This is a genomic window from Rhizobium sp. LARHSG275, from assembly GCF_052871115.1.
Genome location: NZ_JBIXJN010000011.1, coordinates 191,615 through 211,646, shown reverse-complemented (window position 1 = coordinate 211,646; position 20,032 = coordinate 191,615). Strand labels below are relative to the sequence as shown.

Annotated in this window: 16 protein-coding genes and 1 riboswitch; of the genes, 8 read left to right on the top strand and 8 right to left on the bottom strand. The window is 62.0% G+C overall.

The window, feature by feature from the left end:
• Positions 1-137: 137 nt before the first annotated feature.
• The 3 genes from ACIPSK_RS17135 to ACIPSK_RS17125 are packed head-to-tail and all read left to right on the top strand — an operon-like array spanning position 138 to position 2,685.
• Positions 138-1,148: a Gfo/Idh/MocA family protein gene (locus ACIPSK_RS17135; RefSeq protein WP_162116733.1), complete on the top strand. Its 1,011-nt coding sequence runs from the start codon at positions 138-140 to the stop codon at positions 1,146-1,148.
• 10 nt (positions 1,149-1,158) lie between these two features.
• Positions 1,159-2,256, top strand: a complete 1,098-nt coding sequence (locus ACIPSK_RS17130) for a Gfo/Idh/MocA family protein (protein WP_162116732.1) — start codon at positions 1,159-1,161, stop codon at positions 2,254-2,256.
• Between the two features lie 18 nt (positions 2,257-2,274).
• Complete coding sequence (locus ACIPSK_RS17125) at positions 2,275-2,685, top strand: VOC family protein (protein WP_162116731.1); 411 nt, start codon at positions 2,275-2,277, stop codon at positions 2,683-2,685.
• Positions 2,686-2,782: 97 nt separating this feature from the next.
• On the opposite strand, the gene atzF is transcribed toward ACIPSK_RS17125, so the two are convergent.
• From atzF to ACIPSK_RS17085, 8 genes are all read right to left on the bottom strand, one after another.
• Positions 2,783-4,588, bottom strand: a complete 1,806-nt coding sequence (gene atzF / locus ACIPSK_RS17120) for an allophanate hydrolase (RefSeq protein ID WP_162116730.1) — start codon at positions 4,586-4,588, stop codon at positions 2,783-2,785.
• A 1-nt stretch (position 4,589) separates the two neighbouring features.
• On the bottom strand, positions 4,590-8,129 hold the full coding sequence (gene uca, locus ACIPSK_RS17115) for an urea carboxylase (protein WP_162116729.1): 3,540 nt from the start codon (positions 8,127-8,129) through the stop codon (positions 4,590-4,592).
• 3 nt (positions 8,130-8,132) lie between these two features.
• Positions 8,133-8,783, bottom strand: coding sequence for an urea amidolyase associated protein UAAP2 (locus ACIPSK_RS17110; RefSeq protein ID WP_017969257.1), 651 nt, complete (start codon positions 8,781-8,783; stop codon positions 8,133-8,135).
• Positions 8,784-8,794: 11 nt separating this feature from the next.
• Positions 8,795-9,616 (bottom strand): urea amidolyase associated protein UAAP1, encoded by an 822-nt coding sequence (locus tag ACIPSK_RS17105; protein WP_162116728.1) that lies wholly within the window; start codon positions 9,614-9,616, stop codon positions 8,795-8,797.
• Positions 9,613-10,443 carry an ABC transporter ATP-binding protein gene (locus ACIPSK_RS17100; RefSeq protein WP_162116727.1) on the bottom strand — a complete coding sequence of 277 codons (831 nt, stop codon included), beginning with the start codon at positions 10,441-10,443 and terminating at the stop codon, positions 9,613-9,615. The genes ACIPSK_RS17105 and ACIPSK_RS17100 overlap by 4 nt, the downstream gene beginning before the upstream one ends.
• Positions 10,440-11,258, bottom strand: coding sequence for an ABC transporter permease (locus tag ACIPSK_RS17095; RefSeq protein WP_162116726.1), 819 nt, complete (start codon positions 11,256-11,258; stop codon positions 10,440-10,442). The genes ACIPSK_RS17100 and ACIPSK_RS17095 overlap by 4 nt, the downstream gene beginning before the upstream one ends.
• A 65-nt stretch (positions 11,259-11,323) precedes the next feature.
• Entirely contained in the window at positions 11,324-12,397 is a 1,074-nt protein-coding gene (locus ACIPSK_RS17090; protein WP_162116725.1) for a putative urea ABC transporter substrate-binding protein, read from the bottom strand.
• A 75-nt stretch (positions 12,398-12,472) separates the two neighbouring features.
• Positions 12,473-12,581: riboswitch (guanidine-I (ykkC/yxkD leader) on the bottom strand.
• 212 nt (positions 12,582-12,793) lie between these two features.
• Positions 12,794-13,711 carry a helix-turn-helix domain-containing protein gene (locus tag ACIPSK_RS17085; RefSeq protein ID WP_162116724.1) on the bottom strand — a complete coding sequence of 306 codons (918 nt, stop codon included), beginning with the start codon at positions 13,709-13,711 and terminating at the stop codon, positions 12,794-12,796.
• 84 nt (positions 13,712-13,795) lie between these two features.
• Between ACIPSK_RS17085 and ACIPSK_RS17080 the strand changes: the two genes are divergently transcribed.
• The 5 genes from ACIPSK_RS17080 (at position 13,796) to ACIPSK_RS17060 (ending at position 19,995) form a co-directional block, all read left to right on the top strand.
• On the top strand, positions 13,796-15,070 hold the full coding sequence (locus ACIPSK_RS17080) for an extracellular solute-binding protein (RefSeq protein WP_162116723.1): 1,275 nt from the start codon (positions 13,796-13,798) through the stop codon (positions 15,068-15,070).
• 87 nt (positions 15,071-15,157) lie between these two features.
• Complete coding sequence (locus tag ACIPSK_RS17075; RefSeq protein ID WP_162116722.1) at positions 15,158-16,018, top strand: carbohydrate ABC transporter permease; 861 nt, start codon at positions 15,158-15,160, stop codon at positions 16,016-16,018.
• Positions 16,015-16,851 carry a carbohydrate ABC transporter permease gene (locus tag ACIPSK_RS17070; protein WP_162116721.1) on the top strand — a complete coding sequence of 279 codons (837 nt, stop codon included), beginning with the start codon at positions 16,015-16,017 and terminating at the stop codon, positions 16,849-16,851. The genes ACIPSK_RS17075 and ACIPSK_RS17070 overlap by 4 nt, the downstream gene beginning before the upstream one ends.
• 20 nt (positions 16,852-16,871) lie before the next feature.
• Positions 16,872-17,954: an ABC transporter ATP-binding protein gene (locus ACIPSK_RS17065; RefSeq protein ID WP_162116720.1), complete on the top strand. Its 1,083-nt coding sequence runs from the start codon at positions 16,872-16,874 to the stop codon at positions 17,952-17,954.
• 37 nt (positions 17,955-17,991) lie between these two features.
• Positions 17,992-19,995, top strand: a complete 2,004-nt coding sequence (locus tag ACIPSK_RS17060; protein ID WP_162116719.1) for an aldo/keto reductase — start codon at positions 17,992-17,994, stop codon at positions 19,993-19,995.
• Positions 19,996-20,032: the final 37 nt, after the last annotated feature.

Below are 20,032 nucleotides of genomic sequence, written 5' to 3'. Positions count from 1 at the left end.
ATATTTAAATACAGGCCGTGACGATTTTGCCCTCCATCTCGCCTTGACAGGAGCCGGCTTTCGTTATCTGTTTTGCCCAACATGGAGGAGGCTGGCATTACCCGGCCACACGAAAATCCCAGGAGGATATTGCAGCGATGTTGAGATTTGCCGTCGTCGGAATCGACCATGGGCACACGTTCGATCACGTGAAGGGATTGCTGGCCGCAGGCGGCGAGTTCGTCGGCTATTGCCCTCAGACCTCGGTGCCGGCATTGCGCGAGGCCTTTGAGAAGACCTATCCTGACGCGCCGCAGATCGACCGGGGAAAGCTGTTCGACGATCCGTCGATCGATGTCATCTGCATTTCCGCAATCCCCCGTGACCGTGCCGGGCTTGCCATCCGCGCGATGAGATCGGGCAAGGACGTGATGACCGACAAGCCCGGCGTGACGACCTTCGCCCAGCTCGAGGAGGTCAGGCGCACCGTTGCCGAGACCGGCAAGATCTTCTCGATCTGCTTTTCCGAACGCCACTGCGTGCGCTCCGCCGTCAAGGCCGGCAAGCTCGTCGCCGAAGGCGCGATCGGCAAGGTAATCCAGACGCTCGGTGTCGGTCCACACCGGCTGCAGCTGCCGATCCGACCGGACTGGTTCTTCGACCCGGCAGCCTTCGGTGGCATCATCGTCGATATCGCTTCACACCAGGTCGACCAGTTCCTGTTTTATACCGGCTCGACCACAGGCGAGGTCATCGCCAGCTCGATCGGCAATTTCGGCATGCCCGACAAGCCCGCCTTCGAGGATTTCGGCGAGGTGCTTCTGCGCTCCGACAAGGCGGCGGGTTATGTCCGTGTCGACTGGTTCACGCCGGAGGCGCTGCCGACCTGGGGCGACGGGCGCCTCACTATTCTCGGCACCGAAGGCTACATCGAACTGCGCAAATATATCGACATTACCGGCCGGCCGGGCAAGGATCATCTCTTCCTGGTCAACGGCAAGGAAATGACCCATATCGATTGCAGCGGCGAAAAGCTCGACTATTTCGACGCCTTCACCGCCGACGTCGGCAACCGCACGCAGACGGCGATGACCCAGGATCATGTTTTTGAAGTCTGCCGTCTTTCGCTGGAAGCCCAGACGAAAGCCGCGCGCATCGGCGCTCGCTGAGGAGGATATCATGACCAGGAAATTGCGCGTCGGCGTCATCGGCGCAGGCATCGCTGCGCGGCATCTGGCCGGCTTCGGCTGGAACAAGGAGCTTTTCGAGGTTCCTGTGCTCTGCTCGCTCGACGAGGAACGCGGCAAGGCGCTGTGCGAGGAATACGGCATTGGCGAATATGCGCAGGATGCGGATTCGCTGTTTGCCCGTGACGATCTCGACATCATCGACATTTCGACGCCGCCGAGCTCGCATTTCGAACTCTGCCGCAAGGGCATCGAATCCGGCAAGCATGTGATCTGCGAGAAGCCGCTGTTCGGCTCGATCGCCGAGGTCGACGAGATGGGCCGCATTCTTGCCCGTTACCCCGGCAGAAAGCTGATGCCGATCTTCCAGTACCGCTACGGCTCCGGCCTGCAGAAACTGAAGCTGCTGATCGAGCGCGGCCTTGCCGGCAAGCCGTTCCTGACGACGATCGAGACACATTGGTGGCGCGGCCCGGATTATTACGCCGTGCCGTGGCGCGGCAAATGGGCGAGCGAACTCGGCGGTGGCCTTCTCGGCCACGCCATCCACGCCCATGACATGCTGAACTATGTGCACGGTCCCTGCGCCGAGGTGTTTTCCTATGGGGCGACGCTGGTCAATCCGATCGAGGTCGAGGATACGGCAGCCCTTTCGGTGAAGATGCAGAATGGCTCGCTGGCGACGCTGTCGATGACGCTCGGCTCGCGCAAGGAGATCTCGCGGCTGCGCTTCTGCTTCAACGACCTCGTCGCCGAAAGCATCATCGAACCCTATACGATGGGCCGTGATCCGTGGACGTTCGTCGCCGGGACCGAGGAACATCAGGCGCGGATCGACGAAGTGCTCGCCGCCTACGTGCCTGGCGAGGATGGCTACACCCGTCAGTTCGAGCTCTTCCACAAGGCGATCATCGAGGACACCGACCCACCGGTGACATTACAGGATGCCCGCAATTCTTTGGAACTGGTAACGGCCGCCTATTTCTCGCAGCGAACCGGACAACCGACGCCGATGCCGATCGCCGCCGATCATCCGCTCTATCGCTCCTGGCTTCCGGCAGGGGAATGGCGTGCTGCGGCCACCGTCTGAACCGGGAAGGGCGCTCCGATGCTGAGATCCTTTGAGCATGTCGGCATGACGGTCAGCGACATGGACCGCACCGTCGATTTCTACTGCGGCCTGCTCGGTCTCAGCCTCGTGCTGCGCAAGACGATGGCGAATGGCATGCAGGTCGCGTTCCTCGATGCAGGCGGCGGCATGCTCGAGGTCTTTGCGCCGCCCGGCGGCGCGTCGAGAGCGGTCGACGTGCCTGAAGATACGGCCGGCGTCCGGCACCTCACCTTCCATTTCGACAATGTCGAAGAGACTTTCGCCCGCCTTGAACAGGCGGGCGTCGAGATCAAGGAGCGGCCGCGCTTTGCCGTCCATTCTGAGATGCTGAACAAGATCGCCTTCGTTCGCGATCCTGACGGCATCATCGTCGAGCTTGCCGAACGCTCTCAGAGCCGCCAGGGCTGACACAGGCGCCGCCGATCGCTTCGCTGCGGGCGGTCAGACCGTCCCGCAGCAGATCGATCAGGTGCCGGATGAGTTTTGCCGCCGTGCAAGACTCTCTTCAGCTCGCCAGCTTGGCGCTGATATAGTTGCGCCAGCCGCCAAGTGAGGTGATTTCCTCGGCACCTTTCACTGCATGGGCCTCGCAGACAAAGCCGGAGACGCTGGAACCGTCTTCGAGCGTCAGCTTACCGATGCCGAGTGGTGCCGGAATCTTCTGGACGAACCTGCCGAAAGCATCGGCCGGCAGTGCCCAGACCTCGACCTCCAGCCCCTGACCCTTATGGCCGGGTTCGCGCAGCAGCCCCGGTTTCGCTGGTGTGGTATTGGGCAGAACGAAGAGGCGATAGTCGCCTGATGTGCGGCAGGTCTTGACCAGACGCCCGCCGGAGCCTGCCAATTCGTGATTGAGCGGCATGCCGGTCAGATGCGCACCGACAACCGCGATCTCGATGAAACCGTCATCGCCAGGCAAAACACGGCTTGCTTCGGGGATCTCAGCCTGCCGGTCGATCCCCATGCCGGAACCTGCTGCGCGGTGCAGCGCATCGGCAAGCGGCGCCAGCGCATCGTCGGTGAAGGCAGGTGCGATAACGGTAACACCGCCCGGCAGCCCACCTTTGCCGAAGCCGGCCGGAACGGCGATCGCTGCGCAATCGAGCAGGTTGACGAAATTGGTGTAGCGGCCGAGGCGGCCGTTGAGCACGACGGGATTGGCCAGCATGTCTGCTACGGTGTAGCTGGTCGGTGCGGTCGGAAGCAGAAGCACGTCGGCCTTTTCCCATTCGGCCTCGGTCTTGCGACGCAATTCTTCCAGCCGGTATCGGCCGTTGAAAGCCTCGACCGCGGTCTTGCCCTTGGCGCCTTCGATAATCCCCCTGACCGTCGGGTCGAAATCGGCTGCGTTCGTGGCGAGGAAGGTCTCGACCGCCGCCAGGCGTTCGGCGACCCACGGCCCGTCATAGAGAAGGGCCGCCGCCTCGCGGAATGGCGCGTAATCGAAAGGCACGATGGTCGCTCCGAGCCCTCTGGCTCGGTCGATTGCCTGGTCGTAGAGCGCCTCCACCTCCTTGTCACCGAAGAATTCCCGCTCGGCATCGGTGAGAACGCCGATGCGCAAGCCCGATACCGGCAGCTTCGCCGGCATGGCGTGACGCGAGAAAGCATCGGCGGCATCGAACCCTTCGGCGACCTTGCGGATCGTAACGCCGTCGCCGACGGTCGCGGCGAAGATCGTAATGCAGTCGACGCTCTTGCAGGCCGGTATGGCGCCGGTATTCGGCAAGAGACCCGGCGTCGGCTTGATGCCGACCAGATTGTTGAAGGCGGCCGGCACGCGGCCGGAGCCCGCCGTATCGGTGCCGAGCGCGAAGGCGGCGAGGCCGGAAGCCACCGTGACCGCCGATCCAGAGCTCGAGCCGCCGGAGACATAGGCCGCATCGAAGACCGAACGCGGCGCGCCATAGGGCGAGCGCGTGCCGTTGAGGCCGGTCGCGAACTGGTCGAGATTGGTCTTGCCGATGATGATGGCGCCGGCCGCCTTCAAGCGGGCAACGACGGTGGAGTCCGCTTCCGGCCGATACGCATAGGCCGGGCAGGCAGCAGTCGTCGGCAGGCCGGCGGCATCGATATTGTCTTTCACGGCAAAGGGAATGCCCCAGAGCGGCAGGCTGTTTGCCTCAGGCGCGCGTGCCATCAAGGCTTTCGCGGCGGCACGCAGTTCGTCATCCGGCACCGGGGTGATGAAGATTGCCGGATCTCTCGAGGCGGCACGCCGCGCGATCACCTCTTCGATGGCGTCGAGCGGCGTCAGGCCGGATTGATAGGCGGCGCGAAGGCTTGAGAGATCGAGGATGGTCGGCAGCATGTCAGCATTCCTCCAGAACGACGATGATATCGCCGGCTTTGACGTTTCTCCCCGGCCCGGCGCGCAGGTCGCGGACGCGGCCTGCCGCATGGGCGGTGACGTTGATTTCCATTTTCATCGATTCGATGATGGCAAGTGTATCGCCGGCCGCAACCGGGGAGCCCGGCTCGACCAGAAGTTTCCAGATATTGCCGGGCACGGCGCTGGCAACCCCGAAGCAACCGTCGGGAATATCCCCATCGGGACTTTCGCCCGTGCCTTCGTCGGTGACGAAGCTGTCGAGCCCGGCTTCCTTCCAGCGCTGGCGCTCAGTATCGAAGGCGGCCTGCTGTGTCGCCTTGAAGCGGCCGATCGACGCCGAATTCGCCTGCAATTCCTTCTCGTAGGCGGCATAGGAGAATTCCGTCTCGTCGATCCGGATTGGGTAGCCCCCGTGCGGGAAGGCGGCGCGCGCCTCCGTCAGCTCCTGATTGCTGACCGGGAAGAAGCGGATCTGGTCGAAGAAGTTCAGCAGCCAAGGTTTTCCCTTGGCAAAGACCGGCGTCTCCCGCCAAGTGTTCCAGACTTGGATGGTGCGGCCAAAGAGCTGGTAGCCGCCCGGTCCTTCCATGCCGTAGATGCACATATAGGCGCCGCCGATGCCGACGGCATTTTCCGGCGTCCAGGTGCGGGCCGGATTGTATTTCGTCGTCACGAGGCGGTGACGCGGATCGGTCGGGGTCGCAACCGGCGCGCCGAGATAGACATCGCCGAGACCGAGCACGAGGTAGCTTGCATCAAAGACGATATCGCGGACGGCCTGTTCGTCGGGAAGACCGTTGATGCGGCGGATGAACTCGATATTCGATGGGCACCAGGGCGCGTTGGGGCGCACCAGCTCCTGATATTTGCGCATCGCAAGCTCCGCATCCGGATCGTTCCAGGAAAGCGGCAGATGCACGATGCGGCTCGGCACCGTGACCTCCTGGGCTGCCGGAAGCGTCGCCTCGATCTCGGAGAGCAGCCCCAGCAGGCGCCGGCGCGTCAGCTGCGTGCCGTCATAATGGATCTGTAGCGAGCGGATGCCGGGGGTAAGGTCGACGATGCCGGGAAGCCGAGCCACGACAACGGCCTGCATCAGCAGATGCACCCGCAGCCGAAGCGCGATATCGAGCGACATCGGTCCATATTCGACGAGCAGGTTGTCGTCGCCCTGGCGGCGATAGACGACAGAAACCGGTCCGTCCTCGCTGGTGCCGACGATCGGCGAACCCGTCTCTTCCGCGACCTGCCGCACCGCCGGGCCGGCGATTGGGTCTTCCGGCCGCGCTACTGCGTGAAAACGGATACGGTCGCCGGGCTTGAACTGGCCCATCTTCCACTGCTCGTCGCGGGCAATCACCGCCGGGCAGACGAAGCCGCCGAGGCTCGGACCGTCAGGACCGAGAATGATCGGCATGTCGCCGGTGAAATCGAGCGCCCCGATCGCATAGGCATTATCGTGCAGGTTGGAGGGGTGCAGCCCCGCTTCGCCGCCATCGTGGCGCGCCCAGACCGGGGCAGGGCCGATGAGGCGAACGCCGGTGCGGGCGCTGTTGAAATGCACCTCGTAGGCCGTCGAAAACAGCGTCTCGATATCGTTATCCTCGAAGAAATCTGGCGCGCCGTGCGGGCCGTAGAGCACGCCGATATCCCATTCGCGCGTCAAGGCGGCCGGCTCCGTCGCCGGTATCACCGGTTCGGCCGGCACTTGGCGGGCAAAATGCAGCACGTGCCCCGTTTTCAGTGTACCGGTGGCGTTGCCGCCGAACTGACCAAGACCGAAAGTCGCCCGGGAGCCGAGCACGACGGGTGCTGCAAAACCGCCGGCGACGGCGAGATAGGCGCGCTGCCCCGGTCCTTCGATCGTGCCGATCAATAGAATCTGACCGGCGCGGATCAGTACTGGCGCATCGTGCGGCAACTTTATGCCGTCACATGTCATCGCCATCCGGGCGCCCGCAAGCGCGATCCTCTGGTCGGCATAAAACCGCAGCGTAGGGCCGGAAACCGTCAGTTCGAGTGCCGCCGTCACGTCGGCATTGCCGACGAGGCGGTTGGCATGGCGGAAGGAGTGCTCGTCCATCGGACCGCTCGGCGGCACGCCGACATGCCAGAGGCCGAGCCGGCCCGGCAGTTCCTGAATGCTTGACTGCGCGCCCGGAGCAAGCACCTCGACGACGTCGGGAACGAAGGCGAAGTCACGCAACGCCGTCGTCTTAACCTTGGCGCCGGCAAGTAATTCGGAAGTGGCGATCGTTCTCAAATAATCGAGATTGGTCTCGATGCCTGAGATCGACGTTTCGGCGAGTGCTGCCTTCAGTTTTTCGATCGCCGCGGGGCGGTCTTCCGCCGCCACGATCAGCTTGGCAAGCATCGGATCATAGAAGGGCGTGACCTCGGTTCCCGTCTCGATCCAGCCGTCGACGCGGGCGCTTTCCGGAAAAATGACTTCGGTCAAAAGGCCGGCACTCGGGCGGAAATCGGCGTGCGGCATCTCGGCATAGATACGCATCTCGATCGCCGCACCTTTCGGCGTCAGGGTCTTAGCACCCGAGAGCACGTCTTCGCCGGCCGCCTGCCGGATCATCCATTCGACGAGGTCGATGCCGAAGACGGCTTCCGTGACGGGGTGTTCGACCTGCAGGCGGGTATTGACCTCAAGGAAATAGAATTCCTCACGCTGGGGATCATAGATGAATTCGACGGTGCCCGCCGATTCATAGGAGACCGAGCTCCCCAAATCGATCGCCGCCTTGTGCAGCCGCGCCCGTATCTCCGCCGAAAGGCCAGGTGCAGGGGTTTCCTCGACGACCTTCTGGTTCCGCCGCTGCAGCGAGCAGTCGCGTTCGCCGAGCGCAATCACGCGACCCTTGCCGTCGCCGAAGATCTGCACCTCGACATGGCGTGCTTCGGCGACGAAGCGCTCGATATAGACACGCGCATCGCCGAAGCTGGCCCGCGCCGTCCGCTGCACGCTTTCGAAAGAGGCCTTGAGGCTTGCGGCATCGGCGCAGAGCTGCATGCCGATGCCGCCGCCGCCAGCCGTGCTCTTCAGCATGACGGGATAACCTATAGTTTCTGCGGCCGAAAGCGCCTCTTCGACGCTCTGCAAGAGATCGGTGCCGGGCAGCAGCGGCACGCCGCTGGCTTTCGCCAGTTCGCGCGCCGTATGTTTCAGGCCGAAGGCCGACAGATGTTCCGGCCGCGGGCCGATGAAGGCGATGCCTTCGGCGGCAAGCCGCTCGGCAAAGCCGATATTCTCCGACAGGAAGCCATAGCCCGGATGCACGGCCTCGGCTCCCGTCGCCTTGCAGGCGGCGATGACGGCATCGACGTTGAGATAGCTCTCGGCGGCCGGCGCCGGACCGAGGCGCACGGCCTCGTCGGCGCTCAGCGCCGGCTTCGAGAACCGATCGGCATCGGAATAGACGGCAACCGAGCCAATGCCCATCTTCTTCAATGTGCGGATAACGCGGACGGCGATTTCGCCGCGGTTGGCGATCAGGACCTTGGTAAACATCGATCAGTCCTCGCCGTCCCAGATCAGCACCCGGATCGGCGTCGGATCGAAACCGTTGCAGGGATTGTTGATCTGTGGGCAATTGGAGATGACGCAGAGCACGTCCATGTCAGCGACCAGCTCGACATAATCGCCAGGTGCGGAAATGCCGTCGACAATGGTCATCTCGCCGTTCGGCTTGATCGGCACGTTCATGAAGAAGTTGATGTTCGGCACGATGTCGCGCTTGCTCATGCCGTGTTTTGTCACCTCGAGCACGAAATTGTCGCGGCAGGCATGCAGGTATTTGGTGCCGTGGCCGAAACGCACGGTATTGCTTTCGCAGGAGCAGGCTCCGGCTGATGTATCGTGACGGCCGCAACTGTCGGCCGTCATGACAAGCATGACGTTGCCCTCGTTCGAGATGATCTTCGTGCCGGTGCCGATATAGGCGCCACCCTGCACCCGCATCGTATCCTGGTTGGAATAACGCTCGGCAAAATCATCGGCGCGATAAAACAGCGTGTCGATCGCCTGCTGGCCGTAGCTGTCCTCGATGCGGATGGTCTGGCCCTTGCGGACGATGCCGGACCATGGCGCTTCGGCCGGAATGAAATGATCCTGCACGGCGTTTTCGAGGCTGCGCGAAGCTGAAGTCTTGATGAAATCGGTCATCGTATTCTCCCTCAGGCCAGCATCGCGGCGTTGTTCTCGAAGCCGCGAAGGGCTTCAGCGGTCGCCGTGCGTGCGAGGTCGTCGACAGCGGGTGCGGGCGCGCGAAAGCGCGTGACGATGACCGGCTTCGGCGCATAGACCGCGTCGGGGTCGAGCGGATGCGGGCAATTCGAGACGCCGACGATCATGTCCATCTCGGCGCGCAGCTCGGCATAGTCGCCGCTGTTGGAGAGCTTGCCGCGCCAACTGAAGCCGCCGTCATCATCGACGCGGACGGGGGCGAAGAGATTGAGAATCGCAGGAATATCCCGCCTGGTGAGACCAAGCTTGCCGGCGACGAGCACGAGATTGTCGTGGGTGTTGCGGGTCTTGATGCCAGGATATTTTGCAGCGTTCGAAGCTGCCGTCGAGCCGCCCATCAGGCAGTCGTGGGCGCCGGAGCTATCCTCGATCAGCGAAAACATCACTCGGCCCATATCCGAGAAGATGACACGGCCCTTGCCGAGGGCGGTCGTCCACTGCACTTTGACCGTGTCGACGAGATTGAGCCGTTCGCTGGTGTCAGTGGCGTTCCAGGCGACGAGCGCCACGGTCGATCCGCCTTCGCCCTGATCGATGCGGAGCGCCTCGCCGCGCTTCAGGGCAGTCGACCAGTACCAGCCGCCGGGGATGGTTTCCTGATGGATGATCGCGGCCGCGTCGATTGCGGGAGCGGGCAGGGGGCTCGGCGCCGGCAGGGCCTTCGGGGCAAATTCTAGCCCCTTCTTCTGATGTTCCTCGTAGCGCTGCCGGTTGGCGGCAATTTCTTCGGGCGAACGTCTGACATGCATCATGGTTTTTCTCCTGACGGACTGGAAGCCGGGTCGTCCCGGCGAAGGCCCAGAGAAATGACCGGGCCGTCCCGGTCGGGGCTGAAGATGGAGGGCGCGCCGGCGAGCCTCGGCGGCCAGATCGAAATGTCCTTGGTGATCGTCGCGCCGTAGCGCTCCTTTTCCTCCGGGCGGTCACGCTTGCGCTCGAAGGCGACGACGCGCGTCGCCAGCGTAAAGGCCTCGCGCATGTCGTGCGTCACCATGACGACGGTCATCTGGGTTTCGTGCCAGAGCCGCTTCATCAATGTGTGGATCTCGGCGCGAATGCCGGGGTCGAGTGCGCCGAAGGGCTCGTCGAGCAGCAGCACCTTCGGCTTCATGATCAGGGCCTGTGCCAGCGCTAAGCGCTGCTGCATGCCGCCTGATAGTTGCGCCGGATATTTGTCCTCGGCGCCGGAAAGACCGACTTCGGCAATCAGCTGCCTGGCCTCGTCGATGGCGTTGCGACGGGCTGCGCCGAAAAGCTTGGCCTTGTAGCGGGACGCCGAGAGTTCCCGCCCGAGCAGTACGTTTCCGAGGACGGTCAGATGCGGGAATACGGAATAGCGCTGGAAGACGACGCCGCGATCCGGCCCCGGCTCCTGCGGCAGGGCTTCGCCGTCGAGCAGGATTGTCCCTCGCGTCGGCCGCTCCTGGCCGAGCAGCATGCGCAGGAACGTCGACTTGCCGCAGCCGGAGGGGCCGACAAGGGCGACGAAGGCGCGCGCGGCGACGGTCAGCGACACGTCTTCGAGGACGATCTGGTCGCCATACTCTTTCCAGATCTTTTCGATCACCAACTCGCTCATGCCTGCTTCTCCAGTTCAGACCAGGGGAAGACGGCGATGCGGATGCGATCGAGGATATAATTCATGACCACGGCGAGCAGCGTGATCCAGACGACATAGGGAAAGATGATGTCCATTGAGAGATAACGGCGGACGAGGAAGATGCGGTAGCCGAGGCCGGAATCCGACGAGATCGCCTCTGCGGCGATCAGGAACAGCCAGGCGGGGCCGAGTTGAAGCCTCAGGCAAGTGATCAGCCGCGGCAGGATCTGCGGCAGCACGACACGAAGGCCGATCTGCCAGGAGGAGCCGCCGAGCGTTTCAGCCTTGACGATCTGTTCGCGCGGCAGCTCCAGCGCCTTCAGCGCAAGGTCGCGGATGATCGTCGGCGCAACGCCGATGACGATGAGCGCGATCTTCGAGGCTTCACCGAGACCCATGGCAATGAAGAGGATCGGCAGCAGGGCCAGCGGCGGCACCATCGAGATGACCGCAACGAAAGGGGAGAGCAGCGCTCGGAGATACGGCAGCATGCCGATCAGCATGCCGATGACGAGCGCAATGATCGTGGAGATGCCGAGTCCGGCAAGCAGGCGGACCAGGCTCGCGCCCGTATCGGACCAGAGTAGATATTGCCCGGTGCGCGGATCGGCGATGAAGGCCAGGCGATCGATCGCATCGGCAAAACCGGCAAGACCGGGCAGCAGTTTGTCATTGGCATTGTCCGCCAGCCGTGCCGCCGAGCCGAACGTGTAGGCGATGACCAGCAGCACGAAGGGCAGCAGCGTCAAGGCAAGCTGCGCGCCCCGGCTCGGCCTCGTGTTGATCCAGCGCATGAGGAAAGCTCCGCTGATGAAGGTTGGGCGGCGCGGTCAAAGCCGCGCCGCTGCTTGGACATCGCTCAGAGCGAACCGTCGGCGGCTGCCTTCATGTAGGTGGCGGTAAAACGCAGTTTGACGTTGCCGCTATCGCCGAGGATCTTGCCATCCGGCATTTCGATGCCGATGACGTCGGCCGACGGCGCGCCGTTACCCAGCAAGCCCTTCTCGAACAGGAAGTTACGGACGAGATCCATGGTCTTCGGCAGGCTGCCCGAGGCTGTAAAAGCGACCGCATCGGCCGGCTTGGCAAACAGCTTGGTGGCGGCGAGCTGGGATTCGAAGCCCTTGAGATCGGTGCCCGATGCCTGGCCCATCGCCTCGCGTGCGGCCTTGCCGTCGGCGCTGTCGGCGGTCAGCAGTGCCGCGGTTTCATACCAGATGCCGGCGAGCGCCTTGCCGAAATTCGGATTGTCCTTCAGCACACCTGAATTGGCGACCATCAGGTCGATGATTTCGCCCGGCACCTGCGAGCTGTCGAAGACCTTCTTGGCCGTGGGATCCTCGAGAATGGTCGAGACCAGCGGGTTCCAGGTGACGACAGCGGTCACGTCAGCCGTTTTGTAGGCGGCGACCATATCGGCGTCGGACGTGTTGACCACCTTGACGTCACGCTCGGTCAGCTTGATGCTTTCGAGCGCGCGGGCAAGCAGATAATGCGAGACGGAAAATTCGACGAGATTGACGTTCTGGCCCTTGATGTCGGCAAGGCTCGTCTTGTCCTTGAGGATGACGGCATCGTTGCCGTTCGAGAAGTCGCCGACAATAACAGCTGTCGTATCGACGCCGCCAGCAGCCGGGATTGACAGGCCGTCCATGTTGGTGAGGGTCACGGCGTCGAAGGCGCCGGCCGTATACTGGTTCATCGATTCGACATAGTCGTTGAACTGGGTGACTTCGATCTTGATGCCGTATTTGTCGGCCCATTTCTTGACGATGCCGTGATCGGCGGCGTAGCCCCAGGGCATCCAGCCGACATAGATCGACCAGGCGACCTTGAAATCGGTTTTCTGTTCGGCCTTGGCGATGGAGCCGAGTCCCAGCGCCAGGGAAGCCGTCAGTGCGGTAATCGATAGAATCTTCGAAAAAGTCTGCATTGAAATTCCCCTTTTGCTTTTCTTCAAAAAGGGATCGGCAATGACCATCGTGCCGCCAATCCCTTGGCTTACGAGGTCTCCCGGGCTTTTGTCCCGCCGTGCACCCGGCGGGATGTCTCCCCTGCCGGTGGCAGCTCTCGGACCAGCCACGCCTTGCGACGCCGGAACCCTAGCCACCAACTCTGCTAATGTCGAAGCAAAGGGTGTGCCAGTATTATAAAACATTGATTTCATTGAGAATGCGATGGCGTAAATCCTCTCGGAAATGCATAGTGCATGCACTTGCACATAAAATGTGCGCATTCTGCCGCCAGCTTAGGCGTTGGTTCATTTTTACCCAGTGAAAAACAAGTCGCAGGTAGACGCATAGAACGCCGAATTGCGGCTGGCCGTGAGCTAGTTGCGGAAGGCGCCGGCCGGAACCCTCGTCACCAGCCGGATATCGCGGCGGAAGTCCGATGGTGACATGCCGGCGATGTGGCGGAAGGATTTGTTGAAGGCGCTGATTGAGCCGAAGCCGCTGTCCATCGCCACTTGCAGCACGTTGGCGCCCTCGCTCATCAGCATCGCCTGGGCGCGCGACAGCCGCAGCAGTGTCACATATTTGCTGAGCGTCATGCCGGTCGATCGTTTGAACAGGTTCATCGCATATTTCGGATGCAAGTCGGCGGCACGCGCGATGTCGACCGAATCGATGTCGTGCAGGAAATTAGCGGCGATAAAATCGCACATGCGCGCGACGCTTCGCGAGGAATGCGGATGCGGGTGATCCCCGTCGAGATTGACGGTTGCCTGCGACGTTATCGAATAGGGTTCGAGCGCAATGCGCTCGATGCGCAGCAGCAGCTCGTCGACGGCGTGCTGGGCCTTGGCGGGGTCGCCTGAGTTGGCATAGCGGAACCAGCGGGTGAAGTTCTCGTTGTCGGCGGCGTCTGTTGCCGATGTCAGCAGCGTCTCGCCCTTCATCAGCCGGCTGGAAACGCTGATCGGCAGGCGCAGCCGGAAGAAATAGACGAGCGGCAGATGGGCGCCGGCATAGAGCGAATCGTCTGAGGATTCATCCATCTGATGCGGCTGGCCACCCCAGAAAAGGCACATTTCGCCGGCGTTCAACCGGAATTCATGGTCACTCATGCGGTAATGAACGGTGCCGCGAATCACGTAGTTGACCTCGACCTGCGCGTGCCAGTGCGGCATGGCCATAACAGGCGGATGAGCGTGAAATATTTGCAGCGCCGTCGGCAATCCCTCGATGCTGCTTGCGCCGGGCTGATAGATTGCACGCGTACCGATCTTACTTTCCGCCAAATCCATGTTCCCTTTTTAGGAGACAGCCGCTCCCTTGCAGATAGTTTAACCGCGTTCGTAAGATCGGCAATTGAAAAGGGAGGATTTTCAATGCGCTTCAAACTTCTCGCTGCGACCGCAGCGGTCGCAGTGCTTGCTTCCGGCTCCGCATTCGCGCAGTCGGCCAATCTCACCATCTGGAGCTGGAATGTCGCTGCATCGGCATTGAAGTCCACGCTTCCAGGCTTCAACAAGCAGTTTCCCGATATCAAGATCACCGTCGAGGACCTCGGCAACAGCCAGGTCTTCGACAAGACGCTGGCAGCGTGTGCTGCCGGCGGCGACGGCTTGCCCGACATCGTCAGCATCGAGAATTTCGAGGCTGAAATCTTCTGGAGCCGTTTCCCGGATTGCTTCGCCAATCTGAAGGAACTCGGCTACACGGCCGATATCCAGGCGAAGTTCCCTGATTTCAAGCGCACCGAGCTCGAGGTTGGCGATGTCGCTTACGCCATGCCGTGGGATTCCGGTCCCGTCGCCGTCTTCTACCGCCGCGATCTCTACGAAAAGGCCGGCGTCGATCCGAGCACGATCAGCACCTGGGACGATTTCATCGCTGCCGGCAAAAAAATATCAGCCGCCAATCCCGGCGTCGTCATGGCCCAGGCCGACTTCAACGGCGACAGCGAATGGTTCCGCATGATCGCCAACGAACAGGGCTGCGGCTACTACTCGACCGACGGCCAGAATATCACCATCAACCAGCCGGCCTGCGTCGCTTCGCTGCAAAAGGTGAAGGAAATGAAGGATGCCGGCACGCTGACGGCGGCAAACTGGGACGAAAAGATTCAGGCCAATACCGCCGGCAAGGCTGCAAGCCAGCTGTATGGTGGCTGGTACGAGGGCACCGTGCGCTCGACCTCTCCCGATCTGAAGGGCAAGTGGGGCGTCTACAGAATGCCGAGCCTGACGGCCGATGGCCCGCATGCGGCCAATCTCGGCGGTTCGTCGCTCGCCATTTCGGCGACATCCGCGAATAAGGAAGCCGCCTGGAAATTCGTCAACTACGCCCTCGGCACAGATGAGGGCCAGATCACCATGCTGAAGGAATTCGGTCTGGTCCCGTCGCTGCTTTCGGCCGAGAAGGATCCCTTCGTCAACGAGTCGCAGCCCTATTGGGGCGGCCAGAAGGTTTGGGCGGATATTCTGGCGACACTGCCGAAGATCGTACCGAGCCGCGGCACCGCCTTCCAGAGCGATGCCGATGCTATCTTCAAGGCGACGCAGACGAAGTTCTTCTCCGGCGGCTATCCCGATGCGAAGGCCGCTCTCGATGATGCCGCCAAGCAGATCGCTTCGGCGACCGGCCTTCCGATCGCACAATGAATGACGAAGCCGGGCGCTTCAGGCGCCCGGCTTTCCCCGGCTTGCAAGGCGGCCGGTCATTCATTGGTTTTGTAAGGAGGAGGCCCGATGCCGTTCAGAACCCGAAGCGCCTATGCGTTCCTTGCCCCCTATCTGCTGGTTTTCGCCACCTTCTGGGTCTGGCCGATCATCAACTCGTTCCTGATTTCCTTTCAGAACACCCGCATCAATCCGTGGAAATACAGTTTCCAGTCCAATTGGGGTCGGCTATTCTATGACCCGGCCTTCTATAATGCGCTCTACAACACGCTGATCATCCTGGTGATCCAGGTGCCTGTGATGATTGCGCTTGCGACCGTCATGGCCGTGCTGCTCAATTCGCCGCTGCTGAAAGCGCGGCCGCTCTTCCGCTTCGCCTTCTTTGCGCCTGTCGTCGTCGGCGAGGTCGCCTATGCTGCCGTATTCCGGCTGATGTTCAGCCTCGATTTCGGCATCATCAACAAGCTGATCTCTGCTGTCGGTCTCAGCCCGGTCTCCTGGTTCGACAATGCGAATGCCGCCATGGCATTGATCATTATCGCCGTCACATGGCGCTGGGCGGGCTACAACGCCATCATCATTCTTTCCGGCCTACAGTCGATTCCTGAGGATGTCTATGAGGCGGCGACGCTCGACCGGGTGAGCAAGATCCAGCAGTTCTTCCACATCACCCTGCCACTCCTGAAGCCGATCATCCTCTTCTGCGTGGTGCTCTCGGTGATCGGCACCATGCAGCTATTCACTGAGCCCTACCTCATCACCTATCGCGGCGGCCCAGGCGGCGGCACGGAGACGCTCGGGCTGCTGCTCTACCGCCAGGGCTTCACCTCGCTGAACTTCGGCTATGCCTCGGCGATCGCCTATACGATGGCGGCGCTTGCCGTGGCGATTTCGCTTCTCAATCTCTGGGTCGGGAGGGATCCGAAATGAGATCCAAATCGCAATCCCTTCTGCTGCGACAGATCGCACTGCATGCCGCACTAGTGCCGCTCGCTCTCATCTGGCTGTTTCCGCTCTGGATGATGTTCGTCTTCTCAACCATGCCCGACAACGGCATCTTCAGCCCTGACATCGTGCTGTGGCCATCGACCAACTTCGTCGAGAATTTCAAGAACCTGCAGGCCGATACCGATTTCATCGGGGCAATGGCGATCTCCATCGGCGTGGCGCTCATCTATACAGTGCTCTCGGTGTTGCTGACTTCGATGGCGGGCTGGGCGCTGGCGCGTTACCGTTTCGTCGGCCGCTCCGTCGTGATCGCCATCATCCTCGGCACGATCACGCTGCCATTTTCGGTGGTCGTCATCCCGCAATTCATCATGGTGGCACGCGAGTTCAAGCTGGCAAACACCTGGGTCGCGCTGATCGTGCCGCCGCTGTTCAATTCGCTCGGCGTGCTGTTCATGCGGCAATCCTTCTCGATGATGCCGGGCGAGCTCTTCGATGCGGCCCGAGTTGAGGGCGTCAAGGAATGGCAGATCTTCCTGCGCATCGCTCTGCCGCTGGCGCGTCCGACGATGGCCGCACTGGCGATCATCCTCTTCCTCGTATCGTGGAACAACTACCTCTGGCCGCTGCTGATCAATTCCAAACCGGGAATGATGACGGCGCCGGTGGCGTTGGGAACGCTGATTGGCCTCACCAAAGTCTCGTGGGGCGGCATCATGGCCGGCGCGGTGCTGCTGACGGCGCCGATCCTCGTCATCTTCGTGGCTCTCCAGCGCCATTTCATCGCCGGCATCGCGGCCGGCGCAATCAAATAATCGAACAATAGGGAGGCCGCATGGCAGAGCTTTCACTCAGCAACATCGTCAAGCGCTTCGGCGGCTTTGAGATCATCCACGGCGCCAATCTGAAGGTAAAGGACGGCGAATTCGTCGTCTTCGTCGGCCCCTCCGGCTGCGGCAAGTCCACGCTGCTCAGGATGATCGCCGGCCTCGAGGACATTACATCAGGCGAGCTTCAGATCGGCGGCCGGGTCGTCAACGACGTCGAGCCGGCCGACCGTGGCATCGCCATGGTCTTCCAGTCCTATGCGCTCTATCCGCACCTGACGGTCGAGGAAAATTTGAGCTTCGGCCTGCGCATGAACGGCAATCCGAAGGCCGACACCGAGCGGCGCGTGCGCCATGTCGCCGAGATCCTGCAGATCACCGAGTTGATGAAGCGGCGGCCAAAGCAGCTTTCCGGCGGTCAGCGCCAGCGTGTCGCGATCGGCCGCGCCATCGTCCGCGAACCCCAGGTCTTCCTGTTCGACGAACCTTTGTCGAACCTCGATGCCGAACTGCGCGTTCAGATGCGCGTGGAGATCTCCAGGCTGCACAAACAGCTCGGCACGACGATGATCTACGTCACCCACGACCAGACAGAAGCGATGACACTCGCCGACAGGATCGTCGTGCTGCGCGCCGGCAATATCGAACAGATCGGCGCACCGCTTGACCTTTACGACGACCCCGCAAACCAGTTCGTCGCCGGTTTCGTCGGCTCGCCGAAGATGAATTTCCTCAAGGCCGTGGTGGTGGAGACGCAGCCGGGCAGGGCGGTGATTGCGCTCGAAAGCGACGCCAATACGCGTCTGACGCTGCCGGTCGCCGATCCCATTGAAGCCGGCGCAAAAGTGACGGTCGGCATCCGTCCCGAACATTTCGTCGATGCGGGCGTCGGCGATGCCGACCTCACCGTCACCATCGACGTCGCCGAACACCTCGGCAATACCAGTTACATCTACGCCACCATTGGCCCCGAGCAACTGATCATCGAGCGACCGGAATCGCGGGTCGCCGGCAATCGCGAGACGCTGACAGTCGGCCTTCCCGCCAACCGCACATTCCTTTTCGACGGCGCCGGCAAACGGCTTCGCTAAACTAAAATCCCAGGACAGAAAGACGAAAGAGGTTTCCATGACTTCAGATCAACCGATCCGCTGGGGCATCATCGGTCCCGGCACCATCGCCCGCACCTTTGCCGACGGCGTCGCCCATTCTCGCACAGGAAAGCTGGTGGCGATCGCTACCCGCAATCCGGCAAAGTCGGGCCTTGCCGAAGGTTTCCCCGGCGCCCGCATCGTCGATGGTTACGAGGCGCTGCTCTCCGACAATGAGATCGATGCGATCTATATTGCTGTCCCCCACACCGGCCATGCCGAATGGGCGATAAAGGCGGCACGCGCCGGCAAGCACATCCTGGTGGAAAAGCCGATCGCCCTATCGGCCTATGATGCCGAAGCCGTTTACTACGAGGCGAAAAAGGCCGGCGTCTTCGCTGGCGAGGCCTTCATGTACCGCGTGCATCCGCAGACGCAAAAGCTGGTCGAACTCGTCAAAAGCGGCGTCATCGGCACCGTTCGGATCATCCGCTCGAGCTTCGGCTTCAATATGGGCAGCTACAAGCCGGAACACCGGCTTTTCGCCAACGATACCGCCGGCGGCGGTATTCTCGATGTCGGCGGTTATCCGGTCTCGATGGCCAGACTGATATCAGGCGCCGCAGAGGGCAAGGCCTTCCTCGAACCGGAGAAGGTTTCGGGCGTCGCCCATCTCGGAGAAAGCGGCGTCGATGAATGGGCATCTGCCGTGCTCAAATTCCCGAACGAGATCATCGCCGAAGTCTCCTGCTCGATCATGGCGCAGCAGGACAATGTTCTGCGCATCATAGGCTCGGAAGGCCGGATCGAGGTCCAGGACTTCTGGTTCGCCTCCGGCCACAAGGGCGGCGTCGGCAAGATCGAGATCTTCAAGGCCGGCAGCCGAGAAACTGTCGAACTCAGGGAGGATCGCTGGCTCTATTCCTTCGAGGCAGATGCGGCAGGCGATGCCATCCGTGCCGGCAAGACCGAATTCAGCTCTCCCGGCATGAGCTGGGCAGATTCGATCGGAAACTTGCGTGTGCTCGACCAGTGGCGTGCCTCGGTCGGCCTCGAATACGGCGTGGAGAAAGCCAGCAAGCGCACGGCAAACATCGCCGGCGGCGCGGTCGTGCGCGGCAACAGCGTTCCGCAGCGTCAGATTCCCGGCATTTCCAAGCCGGCCTCGGTCGTCACACTCGGCTTCGAGTTCTTTCCGAATTTTGCCTCCGCCTCGCTGACGCTCGACGCCTTCTATGAGGCCGGCGGCAACGCTTTCGACACGGCCTATGTCTATGGCGGCGGCAAGACGGAAGCGATCTTCGGCGACTGGCACACGAGCCGAAAGGTGCCGCGCGAGGAGATCGTGCTGATCGGCAAGGGTGCGCATTCGCCGCTCTGCTATCCCGATATGATCGCAAAGCAGCTCGACCAGTCGCTTTCCCGGCTGAAGACCGACTATGTCGACATCTATTTCATGCATCGCGACAATACCGACGTGCCCGTCGGCGAGTTCGTCGATGCCATGGATGCCGAGGTCAAGCGTGGACGCATCCGCGGCATATTCGGCGGCTCGAACTGGACGCGGGCCCGCTTCGACGAAGCGATCGCCTATGCCGAAAAGACTGGCAAGGCGGCGCCGGCAGCACTTTCCAACAACTTCTCGCTCGCCGAGATGCTCGACCCGATCTGGGCCGGCTGTGTTGCTGCTTCCGATGACGACTGGAAGAAATGGCTGAACGAGAAGCAGATTCCGAACTTTGCCTGGTCGAGCCAGGGCCGCGGCTTCTTTACCGATCGCGCCGGCCGCGACAAGCGAGATGACGAGGAGATCGTCCGGGTCTGGTATTCCGAGCGCAACTTTGGACGCCGCGACCGCGCTATCGAGCTTGCCAACAAGCTCGCACGCAATCCGATCCACATCGCGCTCGCCTATGTGATCGCCCAGCCTTTCCCGGTCATTCCGCTGATCGGGCCGCGCACCGTCGCCGAACTGGAAGACAGCCTCTCGGCACTCGACATCAAACTGACACCCGAGCAGGTGAAGTGGCTGGAAGGCTGAAGCAAGCGAGAGGGCGCGGCCTGAACCGCGCCCTTTG